19 protein-coding genes are annotated in these 23,949 nt (G+C 57.9%); 10 read left to right on the top strand and 9 right to left on the bottom strand.

Translation table 11 applies throughout. The features are described from left to right. Positions 1 to 686 precede the first annotated feature (686 nt). The 3 genes from ACYSMN_RS21290 to ACYSMN_RS21300 form a co-directional block, all read right to left on the bottom strand. Entirely contained in the window at positions 687 to 1,385 is a 699-nt protein-coding gene (locus tag ACYSMN_RS21290; RefSeq protein WP_488925936.1) for a metallophosphoesterase family protein, read from the bottom strand. Positions 1,386 to 1,472: 87 nt separating this feature from the next. Continuing rightward, positions 1,473 to 1,688, bottom strand: a complete 216-nt coding sequence (locus ACYSMN_RS21295; RefSeq protein WP_488925937.1) for a hypothetical protein — start codon at positions 1,686 to 1,688, stop codon at positions 1,473 to 1,475. Between the two features lie 188 nt (positions 1,689 to 1,876). Continuing rightward, a complete protein-coding gene (locus ACYSMN_RS21300) occupies positions 1,877 to 2,392 on the bottom strand; it encodes a hypothetical protein (protein WP_488925938.1) in 516 nt (171 codons plus the stop codon). Between the two features lie 119 nt (positions 2,393 to 2,511). Here ACYSMN_RS21300 and ybiA point away from each other — a divergent pair, with 119 nt between their 5' ends. The 8 genes from ybiA (at position 2,512) to ACYSMN_RS21340 (ending at position 9,186) form a co-directional block, all read left to right on the top strand. Continuing rightward, positions 2,512 to 3,075 carry a riboflavin biosynthesis intermediates N-glycosidase gene (gene ybiA / locus ACYSMN_RS21305; protein ID WP_488925939.1) on the top strand — a complete coding sequence of 188 codons (564 nt, stop codon included), beginning with the start codon at positions 2,512 to 2,514 and terminating at the stop codon, positions 3,073 to 3,075. Positions 3,076 to 3,204: 129 nt separating this feature from the next. Then, a complete protein-coding gene (locus ACYSMN_RS21310) occupies positions 3,205 to 3,498 on the top strand; it encodes a 4a-hydroxytetrahydrobiopterin dehydratase (protein WP_488925966.1) in 294 nt (97 codons plus the stop codon). Between the two features lie 219 nt (positions 3,499 to 3,717). After that, positions 3,718 to 4,425 (top strand): 16S rRNA (cytidine(1402)-2'-O)-methyltransferase, encoded by a 708-nt coding sequence (gene rsmI, locus ACYSMN_RS21315; RefSeq protein ID WP_488925940.1) that lies wholly within the window; start codon positions 3,718 to 3,720, stop codon positions 4,423 to 4,425. Further along, a complete protein-coding gene (gene lnt, locus ACYSMN_RS21320; RefSeq protein ID WP_488925941.1) occupies positions 4,415 to 6,148 on the top strand; it encodes an apolipoprotein N-acyltransferase in 1,734 nt (577 codons plus the stop codon). The genes rsmI and lnt overlap by 11 nt, the downstream gene beginning before the upstream one ends. A gap of 113 nt (positions 6,149 to 6,261) precedes the next feature. Next, positions 6,262 to 7,062, top strand: a complete 801-nt coding sequence (locus tag ACYSMN_RS21325) for an inositol monophosphatase family protein (RefSeq protein WP_488925942.1) — start codon at positions 6,262 to 6,264, stop codon at positions 7,060 to 7,062. A gap of 87 nt (positions 7,063 to 7,149) precedes the next feature. Then, positions 7,150 to 7,347 carry a FeoB-associated Cys-rich membrane protein gene (locus ACYSMN_RS21330; protein WP_488925943.1) on the top strand — a complete coding sequence of 66 codons (198 nt, stop codon included), beginning with the start codon at positions 7,150 to 7,152 and terminating at the stop codon, positions 7,345 to 7,347. A gap of 121 nt (positions 7,348 to 7,468) precedes the next feature. Then, entirely contained in the window at positions 7,469 to 7,810 is a 342-nt protein-coding gene (locus tag ACYSMN_RS21335) for a hypothetical protein (protein WP_488925944.1), read from the top strand. 80 nt (positions 7,811 to 7,890) lie between these two features. Continuing rightward, the gene (locus tag ACYSMN_RS21340) at positions 7,891 to 9,186 is read left to right on the top strand and encodes an erythromycin esterase family protein (RefSeq protein WP_488925945.1); all 1,296 of its coding nucleotides are present in this window, start codon (positions 7,891 to 7,893) and stop codon (positions 9,184 to 9,186) included. A 6-nt stretch (positions 9,187 to 9,192) separates the two neighbouring features. Here the strand turns inward: ACYSMN_RS21340 and ACYSMN_RS21345 are convergent, their stop codons facing one another. From ACYSMN_RS21345 to ACYSMN_RS21360, 4 genes are all read right to left on the bottom strand, one after another. Next, on the bottom strand, positions 9,193 to 10,116 hold the full coding sequence (locus ACYSMN_RS21345; protein ID WP_488925946.1) for a mechanosensitive ion channel family protein: 924 nt from the start codon (positions 10,114 to 10,116) through the stop codon (positions 9,193 to 9,195). A gap of 96 nt (positions 10,117 to 10,212) precedes the next feature. Then, complete coding sequence (locus tag ACYSMN_RS21350) at positions 10,213 to 11,235, bottom strand: SPASM domain-containing protein (protein ID WP_488925947.1); 1,023 nt, start codon at positions 11,233 to 11,235, stop codon at positions 10,213 to 10,215. A gap of 121 nt (positions 11,236 to 11,356) precedes the next feature. Continuing rightward, a complete protein-coding gene (locus ACYSMN_RS21355) occupies positions 11,357 to 11,917 on the bottom strand; it encodes a hypothetical protein (RefSeq protein ID WP_488925948.1) in 561 nt (186 codons plus the stop codon). A 97-nt stretch (positions 11,918 to 12,014) separates the two neighbouring features. Beyond that, positions 12,015 to 14,717 (bottom strand): TonB-dependent receptor, encoded by a 2,703-nt coding sequence (locus tag ACYSMN_RS21360; protein WP_488925949.1) that lies wholly within the window; start codon positions 14,715 to 14,717, stop codon positions 12,015 to 12,017. Positions 14,718 to 15,184: 467 nt separating this feature from the next. Between ACYSMN_RS21360 and ACYSMN_RS21365 the strand changes: the two genes are divergently transcribed. Next, positions 15,185 to 16,324, top strand: a complete 1,140-nt coding sequence (locus ACYSMN_RS21365) for a PHB depolymerase family esterase (protein ID WP_488925950.1) — start codon at positions 15,185 to 15,187, stop codon at positions 16,322 to 16,324. 86 nt (positions 16,325 to 16,410) lie between these two features. Here the strand turns inward: ACYSMN_RS21365 and ACYSMN_RS21370 are convergent, their stop codons facing one another. Further along, positions 16,411 to 17,880 carry a TlpA family protein disulfide reductase gene (locus tag ACYSMN_RS21370; protein ID WP_488925951.1) on the bottom strand — a complete coding sequence of 490 codons (1,470 nt, stop codon included), beginning with the start codon at positions 17,878 to 17,880 and terminating at the stop codon, positions 16,411 to 16,413. Between the two features lie 193 nt (positions 17,881 to 18,073). Then, positions 18,074 to 19,456, bottom strand: coding sequence for a DNA repair protein RadA (gene radA, locus ACYSMN_RS21375; protein ID WP_488925952.1), 1,383 nt, complete (start codon positions 19,454 to 19,456; stop codon positions 18,074 to 18,076). Positions 19,457 to 20,214: 758 nt separating this feature from the next. Here radA and ACYSMN_RS21380 point away from each other — a divergent pair. Then, a complete protein-coding gene (locus ACYSMN_RS21380) occupies positions 20,215 to 23,802 on the top strand; it encodes a S8 family serine peptidase (protein ID WP_488925953.1) in 3,588 nt (1,195 codons plus the stop codon). Positions 23,803 to 23,949: the final 147 nt, after the last annotated feature.

A 23,949-nucleotide genomic window follows, 5' to 3' on the forward strand; every position in this document is an offset into this window, starting at 1 on the left:
AGAAAAAGCTGTTCGATTGAAAAGTACTGGTGTTTTCATCCTTATGATTGGTAGACAAGCACGGTTAAAAAGCGCAAACAGAACTATCGGCCCCACTTAGGGCCCTTGGCTCTCAAAAGAGAGCCCCACACACCACCAGCCGCTACTGGTGTACCACACAACTCAGCCACGAAATCAGAAAAGAGATGGTGCGTTTCTCCTGTAAAAATCTAATTATTAGGCCTTGTGTAAGCTTGCACCCAATATGATTCGTCAAATATAAAGGCAAATAAAATGAGGGCAAGCCAGTCAGAATAAAATTTGCATTACCATTCCTAACACGTTGATTAAACAATGCTTGAAAACCTGCTTAATCATTCCGTAATGCGCCTTTTCAACCATCGCAGGTTGCGATGAGCAACTGTTTCCCAACAGGCTAGTCAAGACAACAATGCCTCTCACGCTGGTTGAAAAAACTTAATATTCAGGTATAATCGGCTTTCTCTTTTATGACTATTTTTATCATCAATGATTTTTTATTTGTATCTGTTATTCAATCGATGCAAAAATAGGAGTGAATCTTATTGCTGAAGTTATACTCGACAGTAGCCTAAACAACGATCTGCTCTCTCTTCACAATGGCGTGAAGGGAAAGAAGTCTGACAGCTATAATAATATATTCAGGCTGCCGAGCAGCGGGTAGTGCGTTAGCGGCGCGCTATGTAATACGCAGGCTCTCGATTGGGCACTAGGGTCAGCTCAAACGAATCGAGGTTGAGGGCAGCCAGGTGCGCTAGCTCTGGGTTGTGGCGGTACACGCAACCCGTATCTAAGCTGATTGCCCCACTGTGCAGCCGTACTTGGCGCTGCACTTCGGCGGTGGGCGTGGGCACGTGGCCGTGGAGCAACCGCCGGCCCTCCAATCGGGAAGCATCGAAAGAAAACTGCTTGATGTTGAGCATGCCGTGCCAATCGGTACGCATTCGGTCCGGCGGCAGGCGGAAGTTGTAGCCCGCGTGCACTAGCGTGAAACCCGGAATATCGAGCTGGTACGGCAATTCGTCGAGCCACTGTAAGTAGCGCGTGGGTATGTCTTCGGGTCGCTCTACGCCGAAGTTTTGCAGAGTCGCTAAACGGTCAGTGGCTGAGGCCCAGGTAAGGTGTCCTCGTCCGTGAGCCGCGTCGAGCAGTTCTTGGTCGTGGTTGCCGCGCAGGCAGTGTACGCGGTAGCCTTGGGCGGGCAGCGCTAGCAAGTAGTCGAGCAGGCCGCGGCTGTCGGGACCCTTGTTCACGTAGTCGCCGAGCACGTACAGCTCGTCGGTGGGCTGTAGCTTCAGCTCTTCCTCGAGCAAGTGCCGGAACGTGTGCAGGCAGCCGTGCAGGTCGGTGGTAGCATAACGGGCCATAGCAATGAGCAATAAGATTAGCCGATGGATAACGATGAAAAAAGCACCTTCTCAGGTAAGAAGGTGCTTTTCTATTGATTGTGTCACTTACGCGTACGGTGGTTTGTCGAGTTCCGGCTTGTCGAGGTTGCGGTTGGGATGACGCAAGCCGGCGTCGGTGGCCTCTTGTTCTAGGCGTTCTTCGGTCTGTTCGTCCCGCACAATTACGGGAAGGTCGCCGGTTCCTTTGGGTTGCTCCGTTTGTGAGGGGCTGCCGTGGGGCCGTTTGGACTGCTGGTTGGTGTTATTGCTCTTATAAGGCATGGCGAAGGAAAGTTAAGGTTGGTAGTTCGGTTTGTTTTCGGGTAGGTCAGCTCTTGAATCAGTAGCGGGGGAGTAGCGCGAAGCTCCCGCTTCGCGCATCGTTGAACAATAATCGTTGCTACGGTGCGGTCTTGCTCGTTCAACGAGGCGCGAAGCCGGAGCTTCGCGCTACTTCCTAACAGCATCGGCTATTGGTCGATGGCCGTGTCGGTGGCGTTAGGGTCGGTGAGGTCGGCGTTGGTGCCTTCGCGGGCGAGGGCGTCGTTGTTGGGCTGAATCTGTTCCATCTGGCCCATGCCCACGCGGGACTCGGGGTCTTCCATTTCGTCGGGGCCGGAACGCTCATCGTCGGCATCCAGCTCATCCAGAGGGCGGCGGGGGGCCAAGTCGTTGTCGTTCAGGTCCTCGTCGGTGGGCATGTCCTGGTTGGGACGGTCTTGGCGGCCTTCTTCATTGCTGAGGAAAGTCTCCTGGCCCACGCGGTTGTTGTTGTCGGCATTTTCATTGACGGACACGGCCGTAATTCCCGTGGAGCTATCGGTGCCGTAGCCTTGCGGCCCGCCCATCCGGTCGCCGAAGCCGCCACGGGCTTCTTCGTTCTTGGGTGGGTCGGCGCCCGGCACGATGTGGCCGGCTTCAAACTCTTCGTTGGTGGTATCGTCGTTGATAACACGTACGGGACGGTCTTTGGGGTCGATGGCCATAGGAACACAAGGTGGTGAGTGGGAAGATTACTTAGTACTGTGTACTGTGGTTCGCGGATTTGGGTTTAGGTTAGCCGCCGCATCTCGTTCTTCAATCCACCTCAATTCCTTTCCCTGCTATGCTCCCGCCTATCCGCTCCGTCGAAACCCTGCTCCAACACGTCCAGGCCGATGAGCCGCTGCAGTATCTGCTGTTCTGGGGCCATACCGTCCGGCCCAACGAGCCCGTGGGCAAGGAGTGCTTCAGTCAGTGGTACCCGGCCGCTTTCACCCTCGATGGCGACACCTACGCCACGGCCGAGCACTACATGATGGCCGAAAAGGCCCGCCTCTTCCACGACGAAGCCACCCGCGCGGCCATCCTCCAAGCCGCTCACCCCAACGAGGCCAAGAAGCTCGGCCGCCGCGTGAAAAACTTCGATGAGGCGCAGTGGAACGCCGCGCGTTTCGACATCGTGGTGCGCGGCAACGAAGCCAAGTTCCGCCAGCACCCAGCCATGCGCGACTTCCTGCTGCAAAGCGGCTCCCGCGTCCTCGTCGAAGCCAGCCCCGTAGACACCATCTGGGGCATCGGACTGGCCCAGGATAGCCCCCGCGCCACCAACCCCGCCGAGTGGCGCGGCCTCAACCTACTCGGCTTCGCGTTGATGGAAGTGCGTAGTGTGTTAGTGCTTGGTGGCTAGTGCTTGGTGCTTGGGCGTCGTCTGCTTCTGCGTCTTCTGCGCCAGCTTCTGCGACTTCTGCGGGCTAAAAACCAGATGGTCCTTATGCGCAGTGTAAGCCGTCAGGTCAGATAGCCACCTGCTGAACATCTGACGAAAAACGAACGACGAACAACAAAAAACGCCCTTATGTGGACTGAACACGACAATGCCCTCATCCGCCGCTACCGTTTCCCCGACTTCAAAACGGCCTTCGCCTTCATGACTGATGTTGCCGAAGCCGCCGAAGCGCAGGACCATCATCCGTGGTGGGCCAACGAGTACAACACGGTGGAATTTCGCCTCCGCTCCCACGACGCCGGCAACACCGTAACCAAGCGCGACCATAAACTAGCCGAACGAATTGAGGCGCTGGCCACGCGACACGGCGCAACGGTACTGTAGCCCGCAGCGTGGAAACCTATTCCGCGCCAGTTGGGCCGTAGCGCGAAGCTCCAGCTTCGCGTATCGTTGAACGATTGTCTCCGCACCAGAGCAACGTTCGTCGTTCAACATCAGCAACGAGGCGCGAAGCTGGAGCTTCGCGCTACGGCTCGCAGTCGTTTGCTTCTGCGGGCGCGATCCGGCACAGGCCAAAGCCTAGGCTACACTACCTTTGCGCCCATGTCAGAAACCACCCCGACGCTGCTTTACCTCGTGCCCACGCCCATCGGCAACCTGGAAGACATTACGCTGCGTGCCATTCGGGTGCTAGGCGAGGTGGATACGGTGCTGGCCGAAGACACCCGCACCAGTGGCCGCCTGCTCCAGCATCTGGGGTTGAAAAAGCCCATGCTCAGCTACCATCTCCACAACGAGCACCAAACCGTGGCCCGGCTGCTGGAGCGGCTGCAAAAAGGGGAGCGTATGGCCCTGGTGTCGGATGCGGGTACGCCTGGAATTTCGGACCCGGGCTTTTTGTTGGTGCGGGAGTGCCTCGCCAACGGCTTGAAGGTGGAGTGCCTGCCCGGTGCCACGGCTCTGGTGCCGGCGCTGCTGAAATCGGGGTTTGGGGCGGAGCGGTTCACGTTTGAGGGGTTTCTGCCGGTGAAGAAAGGCCGCCAGACCCGCCTGCGGGAGTTGGCTCAGGAGCACCGCACCATGATTTTCTACGAGTCGCCGCACCGGATTGTGAAGACGCTGGAGCAACTGGCCGAAGTGCTGGGCCCCGACCGCCCAGCGTCCGTGAGCCGGGAGCTGACCAAGCTGTTCGAGGAAACCGTAACGGCCCCGCTGGCGGAGCTGGCCGCCAATTTCGCGGCGCGCCCGTCCATCAAAGGTGAGATTGTGCTAGTAGTTCAAGGTCAAAAAGAAGAGCGTCGTGCTGACTAAACCTGTTTCTCCGACGGCCGCCCCGGCGTCCCTCACTCCTGCTACCCTACCGGGCTGGCAACCGGCGCTACTGGCGTTGCTGAGCGCCGGGCTGCTGTGGTTGGGCTGGCCGGTGCATCCGGCGGCTTTTGCGCTGGCGCTGCTGGTGGGCTGGGTGCCGTATCTGCGCATGGAGCAGCTGCTCACGCAGCACGGCGCCAGCGGCTGGAAAGTATTTCGCTACACCTATCTGCTGCTGCTGCTCTGGAACGCCTTCACCACGTGGTGGGTGAGCTACAGCACACTGGGCGGCGGCATTACGGCGGTGGTCCTGAACGCGCTGCTGATGTGCCTGCCTACTATGGCCTTCTACCACACCAAGCGCCTCGCCGGCCCCACGCTCGGCTACATATCCCTGCCCATCTACTGGATTGCCTTCGAGCATCTGCATCTGCATTGGGACCTGACCTGGCCCTGGCTCACCCTTGGCAACGGTTTCGCCCAAGCCAACGCCTGGGTGCAATGGTACGAGTACACCGGCTTCCTGGGCGGCTCCGCCTGGATGTGGCTCGTGAATATTCTAGCGTTTAAAGTAATGAGGAATGAAGGATTAAGAATGAAGAATGGTTCGACTTCGGGCTATTCTGTTCCAATTCGCACTTCTCCATCTCTCATTCCTCAGTCCTCACTCTTCATTGCCTTGTTGTTTCCTATCGGCCTGTCGTATTTTATTGGGGAGAACTACCAGGAGAAGGGAAAAACGGCGGAGGTGGTGGTGGTGCAGCCCAACGTGGACCCGTTCGAGGAGAAGTTTCCGGGTACGGCCCACTTTATTCCGCACGACGAGCAGCTGAGCCGCCTCATCACCCTCACGGAGCGGCAGCTCACGCCCCAGACGCGCCTCGTGATGTGGCCGGAAACGGCGTTGGAGGAAACAGCCTGGGAACAGTCGTTCGATACCAGCCTCAAAGCCCAGCGCATACGGGGCTTCCTGTCTCAGCACCCTGGCTTGGAACTGATTACGGGCATAACGACAATCGTGAGCTACCCATCGGAGGGAGCCGCCACCCCCACCGCCCGCTTCCGCGACGACCTGGGCTACTACGACGTGTTCAATACGGCCGCGCATTTTCCGGGGCCGACCGGTAAAATCACGTTTTACCATAAGTCGCGGCTGGTGCCGGGCGTGGAAAAAGTGCCGGTGGCGCTGGCGAAACTCGTCAACAACATCGACCTGGGCGGCACGGTGGGTTCTTACGGCAGCCAGGAAACCCGCACCGTATTTCGCATGGCCGGCCCCGATTCGGCGCTGCGGGTGGCGCCGGTTATCTGCTACGAGTCGGTGTACGGCGACTTCGTGGGCGAATACATCCGCAACGGCGCTACGCTCATCGGCATTATTACCAACGATGGGTGGTGGAGCGACTCGCCCGGCTACAAGCAGCATTTGCAGTACGCTACGCTCCGCGCCATCGAAACCCGCCGCGACATTGCCCGCTCCGCCAACACCGGCATCTCGGGCTTCATCGACCAGAAAGGCAACATCCGGACGCGCACCGGCTGGTGGCAGCAATACGCGCGCCGCTACACCGTGTACCTCAACGAGGAGCTAACTTTCTACGTGCGCCACGGCGAGCTAATCGGCCCCACGGCGCAGGTGCTGGCCGTGTTACTGCTGATACTGACGGTAGCGCGAGGAGTGACGCGTGGCAGAAGCCGCCCGCAGCCATCTGGCCCCGTATAAACAGCCTAATCTTCTGACTGTAACCGCGCCGCCGTGGGTTAATAGCCCGAATGGCTCCGCGTGAACTACGTTTTCTTCATCCTTCATGGGCGGCAGCAAGCCGCCTCTACTCCATGCCGCAGGACTTCACTCAACTCAGCCTCGAACTCGCCGAAGTATGCCGCCAAGCCGGGCAGTTCATCCGTCAGGAGGCCGCTACCTTCAACCGCAGCCAAGTCGAAAGCAAGGGCGTCCACGACCTCGTATCGTACGTGGACAAGGAAACGGAGAAGCTGCTCGTAGATGGGCTGCGCAACATACTGCCCCAGGCCGGCTTCATTACGGAAGAAGGTACCGAAGGCGCGGAGCGGGCCGAGGAGTTCAACTGGATTATCGACCCGCTTGATGGCACCACCAATTTCGTGCATGGCTTGCCGGTGTACTCGGTTAGCGTGGGCCTCATTCAGGGCGCGGAACTAGTGGCGGGCGTGGTGTACGAAGTGGTGCGCGACGAGTGTTTCCGGGCCGCGAAAGGAGCCGGCGCCTTCTGCAACGAAAAGTCCATCCGCGTGTCCGACATCACTGTGCTCAACGGCTCCCTCATTGCCACCGGCTTTCCGTACTCCACGTTTGAGTCGATGGACAATTATCTGCAGGTGCTGGCCTCGTTCATGCGGGGCACGCACGGCGTGCGCCGCCTCGGCTCCGCTGCCGTGGACTTGGCGTACGTGGCGGCTGGCCGCTTCGAGGGCTACTTCGAGTTCAACCTCAACTCCTACGACGTGGCGGCTGGGCTGCTGCTAGTGAAAGAAGCCGGCGGCCACATCACGCAGTTTCTGGAAGATGGCGACCCGCTGTTCGGGCGCGAGGTGGTAGCCAGCAACGGCCACGTACACCAGGAAATGCAGAGCCTCATTCGGGACTTCTGGCAGTAGTTCAGCTGAACCAACCTTTCTGAGTCGAACTCTCAAAGGGCGTCGGCCGCCAAACTTTTCTGCCATTGCCGTAGTTTTGTGCCTGTTATGTGGCTACAGACTCTCATCATCATCCTGCTGTTCGTGGGCGCGGCGTTCTACGTCGGGCGGCTATTCTGGCGGGCTTTCTTCGACAAAACTCAGGCCGGCTGCGCGAAAGGCTGCGGTGGCGCCTGCTCTGCCATCGACGTGGACCGGCTCCAGCGTACGATTGAGTTGGCCGCTGTCCGCAACGAGACCAAATAGCTGAGGTTGGCTTTCTCAACTTTGGGCAACCCGCCCCCGTGTTGGCTGCGTATAGCCGGCACGGGGGCGTTGTTTTAACGCGTCTTTAATCCGTCTGTCTTTCCAACCGAACCCTACTATCATGCAAGACAAAGAAGAAGAACGCTCCCTGGTCAATGTGGAACGCAAGCTGTCCAAGGACGGCTTCACCGAGGACTTCCGCGTTACGGACGGCCGCTTGCATACCATCGGGAACGACCGGAACAAAAGCTACGGCCCCAACGAAGTAACCATTGTGGACTTTTACCGCTTCGAGGGTGAAAGCAACCCCGACGACATGTCCATCCTCTACGCTCTCGAAACCACCGACGGCGTGCGCGGCACCATCTCCTCGGCCTACGGCACCTACGGCGATTCTGACGCCCTCGAATTCCTCAAGCAAGTAGAAGACCTCGGCAAAAACCTCAGCAAAAACCACAAGTAGGCTACCTCTCTCACGCCTTGGAGTGCGCCCCGATCAGCTCGGGGCGCACTTTTGTGTTTCCGCCCCGCTCTATCTCAACTATGAAAATCAACTTGCCCACCCACCCGCTACAATCCTCCTCCGACCTCGACCCACTGCTGCAAGCCATCGGCGACGCGCGTATCGTGCTGCTGGGCGAAGCCTCGCACGGCACGTCCGAATACTACACCTGGCGTTCGGCTCTCTCCCGCCGGCTCATTCAGGAGAAAGGCTTCCAGTTTATTGCGGTGGAAGGCGACTGGCCCGACTGCTTCGAGGTGAATGCCGCCATCAAGAAAGACGAGGTTACCTACGGCAGTGCGGCGCGCCTGTTGAGCACCTTCAGCCGCTGGCCCACCTGGATGTGGGGCAATTGGGAAGTAGCGGCGCTAGTCGATTGGCTGCACCGCCACAACCGTCAGCGGCCCGCGGAGCAGCGCGTGGGTTTCTACGGCCTGGACGTGTACAGCCTTTGGAACTCGTTGCAGGAGATTTTGCGCTACGTGGAAAAGCAAGGCGATGGAGCTGTGCAGGCGGCGCAGAAAGCCTTCCGCTGCTTCGAGCCCTACGGCGACGACCCGCAGGAATACGCCCAGGCCATTGCCTTCGTCTCCGATGATTGCCAGGACGAAGTGAACGACATGCTCCTGGCCTTGCGCCGGCAGGTGGCCAACCAGCACCCCGACGGACTGCCGGCGCGGGAGCAGCAGTTCAACGCCGAGCAAAACGCGCTGGTGACCGTGAATGCCGAGCGTTACTACCGCGCCATGCTGCGCGGCGGCTCCGCCTCCTGGAACGTGCGCGACCATCACATGATGGACACCCTCACTCGTCTGCTCGACCTGCACGGCCCCGAGAGCAAGGCCATCATCTGGGAGCACAACACCCACATCGGCGACGCGCGCTACACCGACATGCGCCGCGAAGACATGGTGAACGTGGGCCAGCTCGCGCGCGAAGCCTACGGCCGCGAAAACGTGTTTGCAGCAGGTTTCGGCTCGTACCAGGGCTCCGTTATTGCGGGCAAGAAATGGGGCGCCACACCCGAAAAAATGACCGTGCCGCCCGCCACCCGCGGCTCTTGGGAACACCAGCTTCATCAGCAGCTAAACGGCGAAAACGCGCTGCTTCTCTCTGCTGAGTTACGGGAGCAGCCGGTCTTGCAGCAACCCATCGGCCACCGAGCCATCGGGGTGGTATACCGGCCCGAGTTCGAGCGGTTCGGCAACTACGTGCCTTCCATCGTGCCCGAACGTTACGACGCCTTCCTGTTCATGGACCAGACTCAAGCCTTGCACCCGCTGCACACCCAGCCCGACGAGCACACGCCCCCAGACCTGTATCCGTGGACGGAGTAAGCGTAGCTATTGCCCGCGGGAGTGTGGGGTGTCGCCGGCTGCCCCTGCTCCGGCTGTAAGCCGTTCGAGGGTGCCGGCTGGAATATCCAGCGTGCGAATTGGGAAGGGAATTACGATGCCAACTTGATCGAAGGCGCGCTTGATGCGCATGATGGATTCGCTTTTGGCGCCCACGTAATCTACTTGCCGGTGGTAGGCAATCCAGAAACGGAGGGAGAAAGTGATGGCGCTGTCGCCGAAGCCGGTGAACATCACCTCCACCGGACGGTCGGGAACGATATGGGGGAAGTCCCGCATGGCCTCGAGCACCACGTTACGTACTTGGTCCAAGTCGGAATCGTAGGCCACGCCGCAGTCCAGATCAACCCGGCGCTGCGTGCTGACCGTAAAGTTGATGATAGCGTTTTCGAACACCTTGCGGTTGGGCACCCGCACCAGCTCGCCGGTCACCTGCCGCAGATCGAGGGTGCGCAGATTGATAGCCTCGATGGTGCCGAAATAGCTGTCGGTCTGAATAACGTCTCCGACGGTGAAAGGCCGCTGAATGGCGATGATGATGCCGCTGATGAAGTTGGCCGCAATGTCCTGAAACGCGAAACCCAGGGCCAGCCCAATTATCCCGACGCCCGCCAGCAGCGAGGTCACGGTTTTTTCGAGGCTGAGTACTTCCAGTACGAAAAAAGTGCCTAGCAGCAGCACCGCCACATAGGCAATGGTGGACACCAGATTGTTGAGCGTGGCGCTGTGCGATACGCGGGGCAGAAACCGGTCGATGAGCTTACGAACCAGCCGCGCCGCGAAAAACGTGGCGGTCAGAATAACCACCGCAATGAGCAGGTTGGGCAGCAGCAGAATGAACTGCTGCATCCAGCGCGCCAGCTTCTGCGAGAGTAAGTTGAAGGCTCGTTGAAAGTCGGTTAGTCCAAACATAGGGTCTACATACGAGCAGCGAGCCAGCTTGGTAGCACCAACAGCGCCTTACTTACCCTTGGCTCCGCTGCTACCTTCAGCATTGGCGCGTGGCTATCAGCCCCACACTTTGGTGCCTTGGGTGCAGTTGCGGCACATTTCTATTTGGTCGCGACCCTTGAGCAGAGACGCCCGGAACTGCTGGTACTTTTGGCCGTGCCAGAGCTGCCGGAACGTCTGGGTTTGCAGGTCGCCGAGGCGGTATTCGGCGTCTTTGTCGAAGCAGCAGGGCACCACCAGGCCATCCCAGGTGATAACGCAGCTGTGCCACATCTTCCAGCAATGGTTGAGCAACCGATTCTTGATCTGCCAGGTGCCGTTGCCGGTGTTCTCGTAGCGTGAGTAGTAGTCGATGGTGGGGATGAGCGGGGAGCCGTTGTGGTAGTCGTAGATCTGGGCCGTTTTGAACCACACATCATCCACCCCCAGCTCTTTGGCTAGCTGCTTGGCTTCTTCCAACTGGTGCTCGTTGGGCCGCACCACCAGAAACTGAAACACCACCCGCGGCGTCTGCGACTTCAGTTCCTCGCGCCACCGAATCAGGTTGCGGGTACCCTCCAGTACTTTGTCGAGCTTGCCGCCTACGCGGTACTGCTGGTACACTTCCTGGGTGGTGCCATCGAGCGAAATGATGAGCCGGTCTAGCCCACTTTCCACAGTGCGCCGGGCGTTGTGGTCGTTGAGGTAGTGGGCGTTGGTGCTGGTGGCCGTGTAGATACCTTTGTCGGCGGCATACTTCACCAAATCCAGGAAGTTAGGGTGCAGATACGGCTCCCCCTGGAAGTAGAAAATCAGGTACCACAGCCGCGACGCTACCTCATCTATGGTCTTCCGAAATAGGTCGTCGGGCAGCATGCCGGTGGGCCGCGTGAAGGAGCGCAGGCCGCTGGGGCACTCCGGGCAGCGCAGGTTGCAGCTCGTCGTCGGCTCGAAAGACAGCGCCACCGGCAGGCCCCAATGCCGGGCTTTCCCAGTCAGCTTGCTCAGCGCGTAGCCGCCCACCACCTGCGCCCCGTTCCAAACTCGGCGCGGCGTGGCTTTCGATAAGAAGTTGAGCGAGTCAGTTAGCAGAGAGGCCATGAGATGGGTAAAGGTCGGGAATGACGCGCGAACCAACGCGCCGCTTCCCTCAAACAAACAGCGCCGACCCTGTTCTGGATCGGCGCTGTTTATAAAGTCAACTGAGCTGTTCGGTACGCGTTTAGGGCGAAACCTTGCCCATCGAGGCTTCTCCTTTCGAAGATACTTTGGCTTCGAGGCCGCTTTTAGACGGCGCGGGCAGCAAGCGGCGCACTACCACTACAAACGGATAATCGCCCTTCTTTTTGCTGTAAATGCTCACTTGAAACTCGGGAGTAGAATAGCGGACCCCTTCGCACTCAATGCAGTTCACGACTCCGGGCACCAGTTTGCGCCGGCGCAGTTCACCGCGCAAGGCTCCTACCGCCGAGGGCGTAACGGTTTTGTACACTACATCGGTGAAGGCTTGATTGGGGCGCAGACCCAAGTAAGCCAAAGACTCCGCCGCTGGGTCCGTGGTTTCGTCTTCGTCCATAAACGTCCAATACACCTCGCTGGTGTTTTGCCAAAATCCCCGGTACGTCCACTTATCGGCGGGTAGGTTCTGCACCACTTCCGGCGCGTCCTTCCCCCCTGACGATGCGCTGAGGGCCAGCAGCTGCCCCAAGGACAACGACTGACCCTGGCTCAGATGAGCTAACAGCAACAACAGCAATACAATACATGCCTTAAACTTACTCATGATGGTTCTTCTGATGCCGCCCTCACCAGGCCAGCACCCAAGGGCAGCTCACTGGTAAGACCGAATGGGAACTTGCTTCACGTCGCTCTCAGCTCGTCTATCTGATGTCGACCAACAGCCCTACGTAGGCAATCCGGCTGATGTTGGGGCCACCATACACTTGCGTGTTATTCGAGTTCAACAAATTGGAGCCGCCAGCTTGTACGGTAGCGCCAAATTTGGTGATGGTGTAGCCCACATTAGCGTCAAGTGCGCTGTAATCAGACAGTTGACCAGCGGCAAACGGAGTTTCGTAGAAGTGTCCTTGAGCCCAGCGGTAGTTTGCGGCGTAGGTCCATTTGCGCAAAAAAGTCCCGTTGGCACCAACGTTAATCTTGTGCTTAGGCGTGTTGTAGAAGGTCTGGAAACCCTCGGGCAGATTGTCGCGGTCCAGGAGGTTGAGCGAATAGTTGCCCGTCAGATTAAGAGGGCGGGCCACCGCGTACGACAGGCTAACGGTTGCGCCTTGAGTACGTACTTCCTGTTCGGCGTTGGTTTGTACTTGAATGATGCGCGTACGCAGGCTGGCATCTTGGAACTGGCGCGCCAGGCCAGCATTCAGCTCCGCTTCGCTCGGTTGCGAGCCATCGACGTTGCCAATGAAGCGGCGCGCCCCAATGAAGTTGTTGTAGTAGCTGCGGAAATAGGTCAGGTCCACGAACAACTTGTTCTGAATGGCGCCCTTATAACCCACTTCGTAGGTACTTACGCGCTCTAGGTCTAGGGGCTGCGCTTTATAGGGCAGCAGCACCGGAGCGCCATTTGGTCCACCAAACGATGCGGAGAATCCTTCAAACCCATTACCGGCATTACCCAGCAGCAATACGTTGCTCAAATCCAGCTGAATGTACTGGTCCGACTGCGTGGGCGAGCGGAACGCGCGGCCGTAGGAGGCGCGGAAGTTGTGTTGCTTCTTGTCGCCGGCTGAATACACGGCGGAGGCGCGGGGCGAGAAGGCCGGATCAAAGTTGCGGAAGTCGTCTACCCGGCCGGCTACGGCCAGCTTCAGGCGCTCGTTCAGCAGCCGCTGCACCAGTTCGGCGTAGGTACCGTACTCGTAGTTGCGCAGGCGGTCGTCGCGGTCCGAGAACAGGTTGCCGTTCGAGCCCAGGCGGAACTCGCGGTATGCCGCCCCAGCCACCAGATCGGTGTTTTGCCCAAACCGGAAGTTATATTGCCCGTTCACATCGTTCAAAATCGAACTAGGGTTGAGGCGCGCGCCACGGCCCGGCGTGGCATCGTTGATAATTTGGTTGCGCAATTCCTGGAAGCGCGGGTCGCCGGGCGTAAGCTGCGTAGCATCGGCAGCGGCCTTGGCCGCGGCTAAAGCTGCCGCAGGCGGCGCACCATTGTTACGCGCTTCGGTATAGACTTGGTTGTACACGCCCGCGTACAGATTCCGGTAGCTTAGCTGGCTGCCATCCGCGACGGGCGAGTTTTGCATGAATGTTCCGAGAAAGTTCAGGTTGTACGATTTCCCGCCCGAATCCTTGGTTGAAGACGCCCGCACAAACCAATTCGCCCCTTTAAGTTCACCACGGTATTGGTTGAGACCGAAATCGCGCAGCCGGTAGCGGCTGGAGCTTTGGTAGCTTGTAGTGCTTTGCGTTATGCTGGCCGATACCGTAGCCTTTATGCTGTTGCTGACCAAGTACGATAAGGACGGCTGAATCCGGTAGGAATGCGCCTGGTCGTCGTTGCCAATCAGCGCTTCTTCCGAGAAGCCAGGCATGTACACCGTAGTGCTGTACAACTCCGGATTCACCATAAAGCCCGGCCGGTTCTGGAACGGAGTGTAGGTGTTGAACACCGCGCCGTAGCGGTTCACGGCTTCGTAGCCCAGCGGAGAGTCTGCTGGGTTATTCACCGGGTTGATGAAGGCACTTGTAGGCTCTACGTTGTTCGGCAGGAACTCCCGTACCCGCACATAGCTGCCCACTATTTTGAAAGCTGCCCGGTCAGTAAGTTTTTGCGCATAGCGCAGCTGTCCATCAAACAGGTTGCGCTGCCCACCGCGTAGCCGTATGCTCAGGCCTTGCTGGGTGAAAGCGTCTTTGGAGTTGAGTAGCAGCACGCCGTTGAAGGCGTTGGCGCCGTAGAGAGCCGACGCTGGCCCCTGGAGCACTTCTATGCTTTCCACATCTATCTCCGGCAGCCCGCCCAAATTACCAATGTTGGTACTCAAGCTCGGCGACTGCGTGTCGAAATAGTCGGTAAGCTGGATCAGGCGCTCCGAGGTGGGCGAGTTGAAGCCGCGGGTGCTAATGCTGCTGGTCAGTGCCCCCGCCGAATTCACATCGATGCCCTTAAACTGGCTGAGCCCTTGCAACAGATCTGGAGTAGAAAGGCGCTGTATCTGCTCGGTGGTTATTTTTTCCACCGTTACGGGAGCTTGCAGCAAGCTTTCCTCTACGCGCGACACGGCCACAACTCGTTGATTGATAGGCGTGAGGGCCGGGGCTAAGATAAAGTTAAGGTTGTTCTCGCTCCCTTCTAACGTTGCTTCCTGGTTTTCAAACCCTTGATAAGAAACAACAAGTACCACTGGGGTTTTTGAGGGGTCTACCGCGAGCACAAACTGTCCTTCGCTGTTGGTAGTAGCACCTACGTAAGTGCCTTTTAGAAACACTGTTGCCCCTACCAAAGGGTCGCCGGCGTCAGTTCTTACCACCCCGGATACGCTACCATCAGTTTGCGCGAGCCCGTTGAGGCTACTTAGAAGTAAGGATGAAAGAACTACTGAAAAGTAGGTGTTTGTCATGCAGGAAAACTAGATGGTAAATGAGTTGAAACAGGTGTGCGAGGTAGAGGAGCGGCTTAGAAATACATAAAGATATTGCATGAGTCCAGCTTTGCCTTTATGTTCAGTTCGTGTGGAGCTAAAACCTGTACTAATACCTATATAGGTTGTTCTGGCTATGCTAACCTTTTGGTAAGTACGGCAATAGCCATACCGCTGGATTGTTGCAGTACTCCTTTTCGGCAGGCTTCTTTTCAGCGAGTAGGAATAGCTTCCCCCAAACTTTCTAACGCAAGGTGCAGCTTATTCTAAGCAGAATACCAGACTTAACGACCAACCCTTTTCTTCACTCGCGGAACCTGCTTTCGAGACAGTTAAACCAGTTGAGCTTGAGAGAGTCTACGGTGGGCACACTCTTTTTTCAGCTTATGGTTTTCCCTCGTCTATTCTTCTTTTTTCTGTCAGTCTTCGGTCTGCCTAGTCTTACTTTGGCGCAGACCACCGTCACGATGCAGTGGCAGGGCCGTACTCGCACTTATCTTGTGTACACACCTAGTAGCTATTCTCCTAGCGTGAAAATTCCGGTGGTGCTGGCGCTGCACCCGGGCCTGAGTAATGCCACCAACCACGCGGCATCAGCTAAATGGCAAGTGAAAGGCAATACCGAAGGCTTTATTAGCGTCTATCCCAACGGTACCAGCCAGATCGGCAGCAGTACCAGCTTGTCGTGGAATGCTTACGAACCTAGTACCGGCTCCAACGTCGACGACGTTGGTTTTCTAAACGCCGTACTCAACCAAGTCATTCGGCAGTATGCCGTCGATACCACTCGCCTCTACCTGTCGGGCTTCTCCAATGGCGCCTGGATGACTTACCGCCTGGGCTGCGACTTCACCCAGCGCTTCGCTGCGCTTGGCCCGCTGTCCGGCTCCTGGAAATACGGCAACGACGGGCTCTGTGACCACGGCGGCTGCAATGGTAGCCCCATTCCCGGCACCTCGCCGCCTTCGGCCGAAGCTAGCATCAATTGCGTGCCCAGTCAGAAGATTCCCATTATGTTCTACCGCGGCACCCGCGAAAGCAGCCTCACCGACCGCGCCATCACCGACCCGGCAGTACCGTACTTCTGGTCGCGCTTCAACCAGTGCCAAACAACTCCAGTAGTCGATAATCTGCAACGCAACGGCGACGATATTGTGCGGGAGCGGTACCCAGCCTGCGCAGCCAACGCCGAAGTGGTGGTGATGAACGTAGTGGGCAACTCCCACCAGTGGCACGCCTCCGCCACCGACGAGTTTTGGGAGTTCTTTCGTCGCTTCCGCCGCTTGCCCAACGGCACCGTCTTACCTACCACCACACCACTAGCCACGAAGTTTAGCTTCGGTCTTTTCCCTAACCCTACTATCGGCAGCGCTGAACTCGCATTAAATCTGGAAAGCGCCCAAGTGATGCGCATCGAAGTGCGCGACTTGCAGGGCCGCTTGGTGCAAGCCTTACCGTCTCGTCTGCTCACCGCTGGCCCTCATAAGCTTCTCATATCCACGGCCGAGTTGGTTAGTGGTATATATCTAGTGCAGGCGCATTCCGCTGCTGGCAGCAAAGTGCAGCGGCTAAGCGTCGTGCATTAAGGGCTTGATAATTTGCCTCCTGCGAAAAGACAAGGGCCTCTCGAATTACCGAGAGGCCCTTGTCTTTTCCGTAAGAAAGATTGCAGCTACTTGCTTGTATTGGTGGGGACATTGCTGCTGTAGGTGCTAGCCTTGCCGAAGGATTCCTTGATTTCGTCTACGGCGGCACGGCTACTCAGGCGCTTGGGCTTGGTATTGAGGAAAGTACCATCTTCGGCCAACAGGAAATAGGCGGGTACATCTTGTAGAGCGTAGGAGCGAATGATGGGTGCCCGCATGCCGCCCGTGGCTCGTACGTGCACGCCTGGCAGCTTTTTACTCACTACCAGCTGTTTCCAAGCACCTTCATTTTCATCGAGAGCAATATTGACGAAGACAATATTCTTTCCCTCAAATTTCTTGGCCAGATCGGCGGCGTACGGCAAGTCACGTAGGCTCAGGCCGCTGGTAGTGCGCCAGAAGTTGATATAAACCAACTTGCCCCGGAAGCTCTGCAACGTTACCGTGTCGCCATTAGACGAAACCAGTCGGAAGTCTGGCGCGGGCGAGCCGATGGCAAATGCTTTATGCGTTTCGAAATCTTGCTGCAACACTGGCACATACCGGTTTTTGGTATCCAGGGTGCGATAGTCGGCGAGCATGGCGGCCGACTTCTTCACGTGGCCAAACCGGAACGACTCCTGTAGCACGCGTCCCATAATGATGAGCCGCACGGCATCGCTGAGTTGCTTTTTCGCTGTCTCGTAGCAAACCTGGTAGAACTCTGGGTCGGTGCGGGGCTTGCCACTGGTAGTAGCTATGTGGTGCACGTAGTTGAGCAGGAACTCCTGGTACATCTCGCTCTGCACCGCCTTCTCATTATTGATCAGCGCCTTATCCTTGATGAAATCGTAGTAGGAGTCCGACATTTTGAGGCGGCCTTCGGTGGCGACCACTTGCTCGCGCAGATCTTGGAAGGTCAGTCGGTCGTTGGCGTAGCTGTAGTCGATTTCCGCTTGGGCGTAGCGTTTGAAGGCTTCGCTGAACTTGTTGTCTTCGATGGCGTGAGCCAGAAACTTCTTTTCCTCCTTGCGCCGATAATCCAGGAACGACAGGTAGCCGGGCTCATACAACATAATGTTGTCGGGCAGCACTTGAAAACCATCGTTTTCAATGAAATGCTCGTCCAGATCCGACAAGTAGGCGTTGGCTTCGGCACCCTTGCCTTTGTAGCGCACTGTGCCGGGCATGTTGCCGCTTCGGAAACGGATGTCCAAAGCGTCACCGGGCTCCAAGAACAGATCCACCACGTCGTCGCCGTATACTAGGTCGGCCCGGGCGGGGCTGTCTAGCTTAAGGGCCATTCTAAACTCGCCTTTGCCGTCGAGGCGAGCATAGGTGATGTTCTCTTTGGCGTCGAGGGGGTTCTCGCGCACGGCTACGGCAATGGTGTCGTTGGCTTTACCGCTTACTTTACCGGTGAGCGTCACGGTGGCCTGAGCCTGAGCGCTAAGAGATAAGGCTGTAAGACTAGCGGTCAGCAACCACCCGGAAAGAAAGCGAATAGAGTACGGCATCAGGGCAAGTATTTCAGACGGATAGCCTCAAAATCTTTCCGCAAGCATATGACAGGCCATCAAAACCACCTTATCACACATTTCGCGGTAAAAGTCAATTTCTTAGCCGAAGATACGGCTATTGCTTAGTGTTAATCCCATCCAAAGGTCTTCTTTTTTTCGTAGCGGCGCAAGCTTGAGCTATTTAGAATATTTATCCAAATAAACCTTCTAATACTTCATCGAGTCGCCCTACTGGCTGCACCCGAATTCCGTAACGCGAAAGGTCTAAGCCGCGAGCATTGAACTGCGATATGTACATCTCGGCAAAGCCGAGCTTCTCTGCTTCCGAGAGGCGCTGATCGAGCCGGCTTACTGCCCGGATTTCACCGCTCAAGCCCACTTCCGCTGCCAGGCAAACCTCGCCTCGAATGGGCACATCGTTGAGCGAGCTGACAACGGCCGCGCACACGGAAAGGTCGAGGGCTGGGTCGTCTAAGCGCAGGCCGCCGGCGATATTAAGGAACACATCGTGCTGACCGAGGCGCAGGCCGCTCCGTTTTTCGAGAACCGCCAGCAACATGTTGAGGCGTTTGGCATCGAAGCCGGTGGAGCTGCGCTGGGGCGTGCCGTAGGTGGCCGGCGTCACGAGGGCCTGAACTTCCACGAGCAGCGGCCGGTTGCCTTCGAGCGTGGCCCCAATGGCCATACCACTTAGACTTTCGGTACGCTGGGAAAGCAAAATTTCGGAAGGATTGCTGACTTGCCGCAGCCCAGTGCCCTGCATCTCGTAGATGCCCAATTCAGAAGTGCTGCCGAAGCGGTTTTTGGTAGTGCGCAGGATGCGGTAGCTCAAATGACGGTCACCCTCAAACTGCAATACCGTATCGACCATGTGTTCCAGAATCTTAGGACCAGCGATGGAGCCATCTTTGGTGATGTGGCCGATGAGCAGCACCGGCACGCCGGTTTCTTTGGCGTACTTGAGCAGCTCGGTGGTACACTCGCGCACCTGGCTCACGGAACCCGCGCCAGCTTCTACCAGGCCGGAATGCAGCGTCTGGATAGAATCGACGATGACGACGTTAGGCTGGAGCGCATCTATCTGCTTGAAGATGTGCTGGGTATTGGTTTCGGTGAGGATGTAGCAATTGGGATGCTGCTCGCCTAAGCGTTCAGCGCGCATCTTGATTTGCTGCTCGCTCTCCTCGCCCGAAATGTAAAGCACCTTCATGTGGCGCAGACTCATGGCAATCTGCAACATGAGTGTGCTTTTTCCGATGCCGGGCTCTCCGCCAATGAGAACCAAGGAGCCGGGTACAAGGCCACCGCCTAATACCCGGTTCAGCTCGCCATCGTTGGTATTGAAGCGGGCCTCTTCCTCAAAATGAATCTCGCTGATGACGCGGGGCCGAGCCGCTTTGGTGGTGCCCACGGCGGTAGATGCCTTCCAGGCCGTGGCGGCCGTGGGTTCGTCTTTCTGAATAACTTCTTCGACGTAGGTGTTCCACTCGCCGCAGCTTGGGCAGCGGCCTATCCATTTGGCGGACTGGGCACCGCAGTTTTGGCAGAAATAAAGAGTCTTGAGCTTAGCCATTCTTGGAGTTGAGTAGGAATAGCTATAATGTCGAGGCTAGAGAAAAAGTTTGGTGGCCAACAGCTTTGCGTCAAGCCAAACAACGCTTAACGCCTCTTTTTTCTACTGCCTAATTCTATTAGCTTAGATAGCAATGCTATCTGCCTAGAGCTGGATTCTTTCCACTCCAAATTCAGGGTATCTTCCTCCTCATGATAGAAATAATAACCCACCTTCCGCTGGAGGCAGAAGGTGGGTGAGTAATTGTGAACACCAATAGTAATAAACTGGCGATAAGCACCTTCTACCGCTCGCCTTCCTTAATTTTAAGCTTACTAGCTGCTTGTTATAGGTAACTGAAATTCTGTTTTAGTGGGGAGCTTTAAGCGGCAATAAGTGAGCAATTCCGTTGATTGATGATGCTAAATTAGAGGGCCAAAACAGCCCCTAGTGAAAAATTTGGCGACCGGCAGAAAGTGGCAGGTGAAATGCAGATGTGCTACGCGAACGGCACTGGCGGGAGGAGCCAAAAACGAGGAGTGGCAGCTGGCTCCTAGTAGTGTTTGCTTTCGAAGCTCGACCGTTCTAGCGGCAGGAGGGAGCTGTAGCAACACCTTTTGCTGTCGAGTTTTTTATCTAGGCACGGATCTGCTTCGATTCTAGCGTGCGATATTCTGGCCGCCGGGTTTCGCTTGGTATTGAACCGCTTCGATTCCTGTATATTCCCGCTGTACTTCATCATTTCTTCATCTGATTAAAACCCCTACTCCGCTTTCCGCATGAAACACCTTTCTACTGTGGGGCTAGCAGCCCTGCTGGGATTTGCGCCGCTACTGGGCTCGGCCCAGCCCGCGCAACCAGCTGGCCGCTATGCCATCCAGCTAACTGCTGGGCCCGTGACACCCGCCGCCAACTTTGCCGATTGGCTGCGGCAACCCGCCACTGCTCCCACTGACGCGTGGCAGGGACAGGTGTTCCGGCTAATGCAGTTTGAGCAATTGCCGACTGAGGCTCAAAAAGCGGCTTTGGCAGCAGCGGGCATTCAGCTGCTCGACTACTTACCACGTAATGCGTGGACGGCCGCCTTACCAGCCACCCTACCGCACCAGCGCCTAGTCAACATGGGATTGCGTAGCGTGCAGCCCATAGCACCTACCTGGAAACTGGCCGGCGACTTGGCCCGCAACATCATTCCCGACCATATGCGGCGGGCCGGCGGACTAGTGGAGGTAAATGTGCAGTATTACGCTACGCTAACTCCCAACCAGGCCGCCCAGGCCCTGCGCCAAACGCAGTTTCAGGAAGCCGGCAAGCCTATGTTTCCGCAGCAGTTGCGGGTGCTCTGCCGCCCGGCCGATATTGAGCGGCTGGCGACACTGCCATGGGTGAACACCGTGGAACCTGCCACGCCACCCGCGGAGCCCGAAAACTTCCGGGGCCGCACCGACCACCGCGCCAACGCCATCAGCACCGACTATGGTGCCGGCCGCCATTACGACGGGCGCGGTGTGGTAGTAGCCCACGGCGACGATGGCCGCATTGGGCCGCACATCGACTACCAAGGCCGCTTCGACCAGAGTGCGGCCGGACCTAGCGCTGGCAACCACGGCGACCACGTGGCCGGTATCATCATGGGAGCCGGCAACCTCGACCCGAGGGTACGGGGCAATGCGACGGCCGCCTTCAATCAGTATTTTTCCTATCCCAACAACATCAATACCGTGCCGGCCTCGTACGCCGACCAGCGTCGAGTGCGCATTACGAGTTCCAGCTACGGCGACGGCAACAATACAGGCTACACCAACTTCACGCGCACCGTAGACCAGCAAACCCGGCAGCGCCCGTATCTGCTGCACGTATTCTCATCGGGCAACTCTGGCACCAGTGACTACGGCTACGGCGCGGGCGCGGGCTGGGGCAATATTACGGGCGGCCACAAAATGGGCAAGAACGTGGTGACCGTCGGCAACGTGCTTTACACCGACGCACTGGCTCCTTCTAGCAGCCGCGGTCCGGCCAAGGACGGCCGCATCAAACCTGACGTGTGTGCCGTAGGAACCAGCGTTACTTCTACCGTTGACCCAAACACGTACGCCGTGTTTACGGGCACGAGCATGGCCTGCCCCGGCGTGTCGGGCGTGACGGCCCAGCTGGTGCACGCCTACCGGAAACTCAACAGCAACCAGGAAGCCCCCAGTGCCTTGTTAAAGGCCGCGCTGATGAACACCGCCGAAGACCTCGGTAACCCCGGACCCGACTTCCGCTTTGGTTACGGCCGCGTGAATGCTCTGCGCGCCGTACGAGTGCTGGAGCAGCGTACATACCTGAAGGACTCACTGACTACGGGCCAAATCAAAACGCACACGCTCACCATTCCTTCGGGCAAAAAGCAGCTGCGCGTGATGGTGTACTGGCACGACTACGAGGCCGCCGTCAATGCCAGCACCCACCTCATCAACAACCTGAACATGCAGGTAGCCGCGCCCGGCGGCACGAGCTATAATCCTTGGGTGCTCGACCACCGGCCCACCGTGGCCCAACTCAACGCCAACGCCACCCGCGGCCTCGACTCCCTCAACAACGTGGAGCAGGTAACGCTCGATAACCCCGGGGCCGGCTCCTATACTGTGACGGTGCGCGGTGCGGCAGTACCGCAGGGCCCGCAGACTTACTATATGGTATACAGCTACATCGAAAACGGGGTGGAGTTGACTTACCCGCTAGGAGGAGAAGGATTCGTGCCGGGCGAAACGGAGGTGCTCCGCTGGGATGCGCCCGAAGGCACTGAGACCTTTGCCCTCGACTATACCACCGACAACAGCACCACGTGGCTGCCTATTTCGGCCTCGGTGGCCGCCACTACCCGTTATTTCGACTGGACGGTACCGGCGGGCGTGGCTTCGGGCCGCGTGAAAGTGCGCGTGACGCGGGGCGCGGCCAGCAGCCAATCAGTGGCGCCGCTTACCATTTCGCCGCTGCCCGGCAACCTACGCCTGGGCTACGTGTGCACCAACTCCGTGAAGCTGCAATGGGATACGCTGACCACCGCCACGGCCTACGTGGTGTATAAGCTGGGAGCCGAATACATGGACTCCGTAACTACTGTAACGAATACTTCCCTGATACTCAACGGCGTCGGTGCCGGTGCCGAGCAGTGGTACAGCGTACGGGCCATTCGGGCCACGGATGAGCTGCGCAGCCGCCGGACTCGCGCCCTCAACCAGCCGGCTCGCCTCAACAACTGCCCTGGCCCGCCGCTGATTGCCTTCTCGCCTAGCCGCGCCCTGACATGCACTGGCACGCCCGTCACCATCACCGACCAAAGCCAATCGTTCCCAACTACCTGGACCTGGAGCGTCACGCCTAGTGCGGGCGTGACGTTTGTGGGAGGCACTTCGGCAGCTTCGCAAAACCCGCAGCTTCAGTTTGCCAACCCCGGTACGTATAGCGTGACGCTGGTAGCGAGCAACAGCTACGGCCCTACTACCCGCACCGAAAACGCGCTAATTACTGTCACGACTGGGCAGGTGCTGCCGCTGGTGCAGAATTTCACTACTGGCACTTTCCCGCCCGCTGGCTGGCGCGTGGAGAATCCGAGCAACAACTTCACCTGGGACTTGAGCCCACAGAACGTGATGGGGCCCGATACGCTGCTGCGTCGCCTGCCGATGGCCGACGACTACAACGATTCCCAGCGCGGCGCCGAAGACTACCTTATTACTCCTCCTCTCAACCTAAGCTCTATTACGCCGGGCGCGAGCAACTTGGCCCTGACTTTTTGGGTAGCGCACGCTGCCTACAGTACCACGTATTCCGATGGCTTGCGGGTGGATGTGAGTACGGACTGCGGGACTACGTTTCAGCCTACCGGCTACCTCAAGCGGGGCATGGCGCTGGCTACTATCCCAACCTACCAGGTGGCGGAGTGGGCTCCTACCCAACCCGCGCACTGGCGCCAGGAAACGATAAATCTTTCCTCGTTGCTGACCGCGGGCGGACCGTCGCGCATCTTGGTACGCTTTGCCAACCTCAACGACAACGGCAATAATTTATACCTGACAAATGTTCGGCTGCGGACCAATGCGGTGCTTGCCACCAACAACAGCCGCAACGCCAATTTAGGACTTGTGGGAGCGTATCCGGTACCTTTCGGCCAGGAGCTGAACGTACAACTGGCTCCCGCTAAGGCGGGCCCAGCCACGCTCGTACTGCTCGATGCTCTGGGCCGCGTAGTGAGCCACGAAGTCCTGGCGTTGCAAACTGGTAATCAGCAGCATAAACTAGCTACGGGCGCTTTGCCAGCTGGGGTGTATACGCTCCGCCTGCTCACGAGCGTCGGCAGCCAACAAGTGAAAGTAGTGAAGTAACTGCCGCTCGTCGCGAATCAAATTTTCGCGCCACGGATAAAGCAAACAGCGCGGTTTCGCGTCTTACTGAAAGCACCCTCTGTGAGGGTGCTTTCTCTGTTTAGATGAAAGCTGGTGGCTCGGGCTTGAACTGTAAGGCCCGTTTCC

The sequence above is a fragment of the Hymenobacter sp. M1-2 genome (assembly GCF_057808495.1).